At 56.5% G+C, this 6,284-nt stretch carries 7 protein-coding genes and 1 pseudogene; 1 reads left to right on the top strand and 7 read right to left on the bottom strand.

Features of this window, described 5'->3' with window-relative positions; all coding sequences use genetic code 11:
• Positions 1-68: 68 nt before the first annotated feature.
• The 7 genes and pseudogenes from BZK31_RS25405 to BZK31_RS25380 form a co-directional block, all read right to left on the bottom strand.
• Positions 69-1,133: an AI-2E family transporter gene (locus tag BZK31_RS25405; RefSeq protein ID WP_083186002.1), complete on the bottom strand. Its 1,065-nt coding sequence runs from the start codon at positions 1,131-1,133 to the stop codon at positions 69-71.
• Between the two features lie 94 nt (positions 1,134-1,227).
• On the bottom strand, positions 1,228-1,983 hold the full coding sequence (locus BZK31_RS30690; RefSeq protein ID WP_425273304.1) for a methyl-accepting chemotaxis protein: 756 nt from the start codon (positions 1,981-1,983) through the stop codon (positions 1,228-1,230).
• Positions 1,984-2,085: 102 nt separating this feature from the next.
• Positions 2,086-2,817 (bottom strand): annotated as a pseudogene (locus BZK31_RS30685) (cache domain-containing protein); the annotation flags it as partial.
• A gap of 207 nt (positions 2,818-3,024) precedes the next feature.
• Entirely contained in the window at positions 3,025-4,347 is a 1,323-nt protein-coding gene (locus BZK31_RS25395; RefSeq protein ID WP_083186000.1) for a sensor histidine kinase, read from the bottom strand.
• The gene (locus tag BZK31_RS25390) at positions 4,344-5,012 is read right to left on the bottom strand and encodes a response regulator transcription factor (protein ID WP_083185999.1); all 669 of its coding nucleotides are present in this window, start codon (positions 5,010-5,012) and stop codon (positions 4,344-4,346) included. The genes BZK31_RS25395 and BZK31_RS25390 overlap by 4 nt, the downstream gene beginning before the upstream one ends.
• Positions 5,012-5,317, bottom strand: a complete 306-nt coding sequence (locus BZK31_RS25385) for a PepSY domain-containing protein (protein WP_083185998.1) — start codon at positions 5,315-5,317, stop codon at positions 5,012-5,014. The genes BZK31_RS25390 and BZK31_RS25385 overlap by 1 nt, the downstream gene beginning before the upstream one ends.
• On the bottom strand, positions 5,317-5,625 hold the full coding sequence (locus tag BZK31_RS25380) for a PepSY domain-containing protein (protein ID WP_083185997.1): 309 nt from the start codon (positions 5,623-5,625) through the stop codon (positions 5,317-5,319). The genes BZK31_RS25385 and BZK31_RS25380 overlap by 1 nt, the downstream gene beginning before the upstream one ends.
• Positions 5,626-5,840: 215 nt before the next feature.
• On the opposite strand from BZK31_RS25380, the gene queD reads away from it, so the two are divergent.
• On the top strand, positions 5,841-6,197 hold the full coding sequence (gene queD / locus BZK31_RS25375; RefSeq protein WP_004884620.1) for a 6-carboxytetrahydropterin synthase QueD: 357 nt from the start codon (positions 5,841-5,843) through the stop codon (positions 6,195-6,197).
• The last annotated feature ends 87 nt before the right edge of the window (positions 6,198-6,284 follow it).

The following is a 6,284-nucleotide window of genomic DNA, read 5'->3' as shown; positions in this document are numbered from 1 at the left end:
GCTTAAGTGAACAGCATTATGCTTTTGAGCAGGTTTTTTTTTGCCTTACAGTTTGCTTTCAAACGAGCCTAGCCCGGCAAACGTACCGGCTTCTTGGCGCTGGTGAATAGCCCCCAGGTGGAGATGAACAGTGCGGCAATCAGAGGGCCGATGACGAAACCGTTCAGGCCGAATACCGACATCCCGCCAAGAGTGGAAATCAGAATCAGGTAATCCGGCATCTTGGTGTCCTTGCCGACCAGAATCGGACGCAGCACGTTATCCACCAACCCGATAACGAACACACCGAACAACCCCAGCACCACACCTTGCCAGATCATGCCGCTGAGCAGGAAGTACAGCGCCACAGGCGCCCAGACGATGCCCGCCCCTACCGCTGGCAACAGCGACAGAAACGCCATGACGACCGCCCAGAGCAACGCGCTTGGGATATCCAGTGCCCAGAAGATGAACCCACCCAGCGCGCCTTGAGTCACCGCAACCACGACGTTGCCCTTGACCGTGGCACGCACCACACGAGTGAACTTGAGTTGCAGGCGGCGCTTCTGCTGTTCGCCCAGCGGCACGGCGTTGCGAATCTTGCGGACCAGCTCGTGGCCATCGCGCAGAAAGAAATACAGCAGATACAGCATGATGAAGAAGCTCACCACGAAATCGAATGTACCCTGTCCAAAACTGAACGCTTGGGTTGCCAGGTACTGACTGCCCTGCATGGCGCCTTTGGCGATCTTGTCGCGTAACCCTTCAAGGTCGCCCATGCCAAGCCGGTCGAGCAACGCCTGAAGTGAGTGCGGCAATAGCGTTTTGAATTCAGCCAGATAGCCCGCGATATCCAGTTGCCCGGTTTCGACGTTCTTGTACAGGGTCGTGCCTTCCTGAACCAGCAAGGCGCTGATGACGATCACCGGCAGAATTGCGATCACCAGGCAGATCATCAGCGTGCACAAGGAGGTCAGATTGCGCGACCAGCCGAAGCGCAGCAGCAGCCTTCGCTGCATAGGCGCAAAGATGATGCCCAGAATCACGGCCCAGAATACTGCGCCGTAGAACGGCAGCAGAATCCAGATGAAGGCAATGGTTACGCCGGCCAGTAGCAGAAGAAGTGTTTTGTATTGCTGTACGGTTTCGTTCATGTCCAGTCCATGTCAATAGACCGCGCATTGCGCGCGGTCTAGAGCTTAGTCAGCGGACAACCGTACGAGTGCCGTTGGAATGATGGCAGACCGGTCAGACCCGGAACTGACCCACCAACACGCCAAGGCGCGTACCCAAATCAGCCAGACTGCGCGAGGTCTGCGCACTTTGCCGGGTTTCATCCGCCACGCTCTCCACCGCTCCGGCGATCTGATGCACGCTGCGATTGATCTCCTCGGCCACAGCAGTCTGTTCTTCGGCGGCGCTGGCGATTTGCGCGTTCATGGAGTTGATCGTCGCAATCAATTCGCCAATGGTACCCAAGGACAAGCCCGCTTCATTGGCCTGGGTCGACGTTCCGTCGCCCGCTTCACTGGAGCGGCGCATGGCAGACACTGCCTCCTGAGTGCCCTGTTGCAGACGGTCGATCATGCTCTGGATTTCCTGGGTGCTCTGCTGGGTGCGACTGGCAAGCGCTCGCACCTCATCCGCTACCACCGCAAAACCGCGACCGGCTTCCCCGGCTCTTGCCGCTTCGATGGCCGCATTCAGGGCCAGCAGGTTGGTTTGCTCGGCAATCGAGCGAATTACGCCCAGCACACTGACGATCGACGACACATTCTGCTGCAGACTGTCCAGCGACGTGCCGCTCTTGCGGATGTCATCGACCAGCGCATGGATCTGCCTGATGCTGCCGTCGACGACACGTTTGGCGGTGCGGCCTTGCTCATCGGTTTGCTGCGCAGCCACGGAAGCGCCCTGCGCGCTCTTGGCGACTTCTTGCGCGGCTGCAGACATTTCATTGATGGCCGTGGCCACCTGATCGGTTTCGTGGCGTTGACGCTCCATGGCGCTCTCGGAGCGTGACGCCTGCGCGCTGACCTCGCTTACCAGGCCGTTCAATTGTCCGGTCATCTCGGTGATCTGGCGGACCAGGCCATGGATCTTGTCGACGAAACGGTTGAACGAACCGGCCAGCTCACCGAGTTCGTCATTGCTGGTGATTGCCAGGCGACGCGTCAAGTCACCCTCCCCGGCCGCGATGTCATCCAGATTATTTTTCATCAGCCGCAAAGGGCGCAGCAAGGTGCCTGTCATCAGCACGCCGATGACGCTGATAATCAACAGCACCAGCAAGGTGATACCCAGAATGCTGTAAAGCATTTCCTGCAAACGCGCCTCGACGTTCTGCCTGACGACGGCGACCTGCGCGTCAATTCCGTCGAGGTTGACGGCAGAGCCGACGACCAGATCCCATTTGGGCAGGTATTCGGTATAACCGATCTTGGGCACGGGTTCGGTCTTGCCGGGTAAGGCTGAGGAGTACATGACGTAATGCGTGCCTGCTTTGCCAACGGCCACCAGTTCACGATTGAGGTAGACGCCGTTAGGGTCGCGAACATCGTTGAAACTCTTGCCCAGACCGTCAGGGTTGGTGCTTCTGAAAATACGTACGACCTGAGAGTCGTAGCCGAAAAGGTAGCCGTCCTTGCCGTAGGACACCGACGAAAGCAGCTTGATGGCTGTCGCCCGTGCCGCTTCATCGCCGGGCACTGCCGCATCGTAAAGCGGCTTGATCGCCGTCATGGCGATGGCGACATAATTTTGCAGCGTTGTCTTGGCCTCGGACAGCAGGCGCTCTCGCGTGTCATTGACCTCTCGATCAGCCTGCTGATGCAACATGAATACGGTGGTCGCACTGATCACCAGCCCGAACATTAGAACCGGCACTATCGCCAGCGACAGAACCTTGGCTTTCAGACTAAGACGCATAGGAGTGGCCTTATGGTTGTTTTTATAAAGTCCGGTACACCTGTCCTTTATCGGCCACGTTGTCTGAATATTAAGATTTGTCCTGATTGTCGGTCAGAAAACGATGCACATGATGTGCTACGGGGCGGTACGCTCAGGAAGATCAATCTGAACCCGAAGCCCGTGCAGAGGACTGTCCAGTAATTGCAACTGACCGCCCCACGCCTCGACAATATCGCGAACGATACCCAGTCCAAGGCCATGCCCGGTGATCTGCTCATCAAGGCGAGCCCCCCGGCTGAACACTTCGGCACGTCGAGCCTCGGGAATGCCGGGACCATCGTCGTCGATCACCAGACGGAAGCCCTGATCCTGACGCAGGATATTCAGCTGCACCTCGCTATCCGCCCATTTGCAGGCGTTGTCCAGCAGATTGCCGAGCAGCTCGAGGATGTCCTCACGGTCCCAAGGCAGATACATGCCGCTTTCAACGTTGTTGATCAGGTTCAGGTGTCCGCCGTGGATCATACCCAGCGTGGAGAAGAGTCCCGGTAACTCGGCGTCACAATCAAAACGCGCGCCTGGCAGCGCGTCACCGGACAATCGTGCGCGATTAAGCTCTCGCTCCAGACGCAGACGAATATTCTCAAGCTGCTCTTGCAAGGTTTTGCGCAAGGCCGGATTGCCATCGAGTTGCTCGCTCAGTGCCAGACTGAGTAACACCGCCAAAGGTGTCTTGAGAGCATGCCCCAGATTACCCAGTGCATTGCGCGAGCGCTTAAGGCTGTCCTCGGTATGTGCCAGCAGATGATTGATCTGCGCAACCAGTGGTTCGAGCTCGAGAGGCACGTGCTCGTCCAGTTGCGAGCGTTGACCTTGCTGCAGTTGCGAAATCTGTTCGCGGACTTTTTCCAAAGGGCGCAGCGCTCGATAAACCGTGACTCGCTGCAACACGAGCACCAGAATCAACGCGGCCAGCCCCAGCCCCAGCCCGATCTGCTGCATTCGCTGGAAACTGGCTTTCACCGGCGTGTAATCCTGCGCGACAGTGATCGAGATCTTCTTGCCGAACTTGCGGTACTCGGCCGTCAGCATCAGCAATGACTGCCCTGTCTGACCCAGCTCAAAATTGGCGTGCAAACCGACAGGGCCCGACTCGGGCAATTCGAAATCCCACAGAGAGCGAGAACGCCAATGCCCCTGCGGCAGATCCATACGAAAGTAATGGCCGGACAATGGACGCTGGTACGCTCCGGACAACCGATGGTCATCCAGTTGGAGACCTGCAGGGCCGCGCACCAGCGCAACCAGCAGGTTTTCACTCTCATTGCGCAGTCCTGATTCCAGATAACGCTGCAGGCCCAGCTCGAACAACCAGAGACTGGTTTGCGCCATGACCAGACCTACGATAACCATGACGGCGATCAACCCCAGGCTCAACCGTCGCTGTATCGACTTCAATCCGCCGCTCCGCCGTATAGATAGCCTTGGCCACGCCGCGTCTCGATGACCGCACGCCCAAGCTTGCGTCGCAGGTGATTGACGTGAACCTCGATCACATTGGAGTCGCGCTCGTTCTCACCGTCGTACAAGTGTTCGGAAAGGTGGCTTTTGGAAAGGATTTGCTCAGGGTGAAGCATGAAGTAGCGCAACAAACGAAATTCGGCAGACGTCAGCTGGATATCAGCACCATTGAGCGACACACACTGTCGGCCTTCGTCCAGCTTCAAGCCAGCGGCCTCCAGCGTCGGTTGATTGGCCAGACCGTGGGAGCGACGCAGTAACGCCTGAATACGCAACTGCAGCTCTTCGGGGTGGAAGGGCTTGGTCAGATAATCGTCGGCACCTGCTTTCAAGCCTTCGATGCGTTCCGACCAGGAACCACGTGCGGTGAGCACCAGAACCGGCGTAGCCAGCCCGTTGCTGCGCCATTGCTCAAGCACTTCAAGCCCGGGCATGCCGGGTAAACCCAGGTCCAGCACAATGAGATCGTAAGGCTCACTCGCGCCTTGATACACGGCATCACGACCATCGGCCAACCAATCCACCGCATAGCCCTGTCGGCCCAGGGCAGCGACCAGTTCGTCCGCCAGAGGCACATGGTCCTCAACCAGTAACAGCCGCATCAATCTTCCTCGTCTTTCAACAGTCGGCTGTCGCGCGCATCGAATTTGAGCTCGCGAACAACACCCTGTGGGGTCAGCAGTTCGAATTCGTAAACGTAAACGTTATTTTTCTCTTCCAGCTCGGCTTCCAGTAATTTCGAGCCGGGGTGCAGACCGAGCGCATGCTCGATAAATTGCTCGAGTGGCAGGATCACCCCGCGCTGCCTAAGGCTTAGAGCCTCATCCTGATTCAGATCTCTGGCATACGCAAACGAACAAACCAGGCTAAGACCAAGGATTGCGCACAGTAGTTTGTCGACATTCATTAATTATCCTGATGATTCCTGAAGACCTGGCCAGTGACGGCGTCTATTTCGAGGTCCCACTCAATGTCTTGTGCATCGAGCAGTTCGACCTTGTAGACATACCTGCCGTACTGGTTCGTAAGCTCAGTGTCGATGATCGTCGCACCTGGATGCCTGGATAATGCTTGCGCATCCAGTTGCTCATAGGACTGAAGCGTTCCTGCACTGCTCAAACGAAGGATCATGTCCGGATCGACACTACGAGCATGGAGGGTAAAGGCAGTCATTGAAAGCGTTACGGCAGCCAGCAGGCCGGTCGTCGTTTTCATTATTGAAGGCTCCATGGCGGCCGATGCTTTTATGGCGGCCATCATAACGGAGGGAACTTAATTCAAACTGAACACATCTGGCTAGATGCCATCAATCTGATGGGATTCAGATCGCTCTCCCCTTTGCCGGACATGGAGTTTCAGGTCATTGCTGTTAAACTCGCTTCCTGCATTTGTCGCTTAGGCGATCGCCATTTTCCTAGAGCTCATACATTTTGGAAATCTTTAAAGAGTTTACATTTGAGTCTGCCCACCGCCTCCCGCATGTACCAGAAGGTCACAAATGCGGGCGTCTGCACGGGCACTCGTTTCGTGTCGGTATCCACCTGGCAGGCAAAGTCGATCCTCACACTGGCTGGATAAGGGACTTCTCCGAAATCAAGGCGATCTTCAAGCCTCTGTACGAGCGCCTGGATCATAACTACCTTAATGACATCCCAGGCCTGGAGAATCCTACCAGTGAGAATCTGGCGAAATGGATCTGGAATGAACTGAAACCCCTGCTTCCTGAGCTATCTGCCGTGCGCATACACGAAACCTGCACCAGCGGCTGTGAATACCGCGGAGAGTGATTTGAAAAACCACCTTAACCGGTGGTTTTTTTAACCCAGCTCTGAGCATTATGGATGCTTATTCTTGGCCACAAAGACAAAACCCCT

This window comes from Pseudomonas floridensis (assembly GCF_002087235.1).
GTDB lineage: Bacteria > Pseudomonadota > Gammaproteobacteria > Pseudomonadales > Pseudomonadaceae > Aquipseudomonas > Aquipseudomonas floridensis.
The sequence above is the reverse complement of the archived record's forward strand: the minus strand, read 5'-3'. Positions and strand labels throughout refer to the sequence as shown.

Bases quoted from the DNA above. Each gene is read 5' to 3' on its own strand.
- BZK31_RS25385 (WP_083185998.1), bottom strand. From the start codon at position 5,317: ATGAATGTCGACAAACTACTGTGCGCAATCCTTGGTCTTAGCCTGGTT.
- BZK31_RS25390 (WP_083185999.1), bottom strand. From the start codon at position 5,012: ATGCGGCTGTTACTGGTTGAGGACCATGTGCCTCTGGCGGACGAACTG.
- BZK31_RS25380 (WP_083185997.1), bottom strand. From the start codon at position 5,625: ATGAAAACGACGACCGGCCTGCTGGCTGCCGTAACGCTTTCAATGACT.
- BZK31_RS25405 (WP_083186002.1), bottom strand. From the start codon at position 1,133: ATGAACGAAACCGTACAGCAATACAAAACACTTCTTCTGCTACTGGCC.
- BZK31_RS30690 (WP_425273304.1), bottom strand. From the start codon at position 1,983: ATGGAGCGTCAACGCCACGAAACCGATCAGGTGGCCACGGCCATCAAT.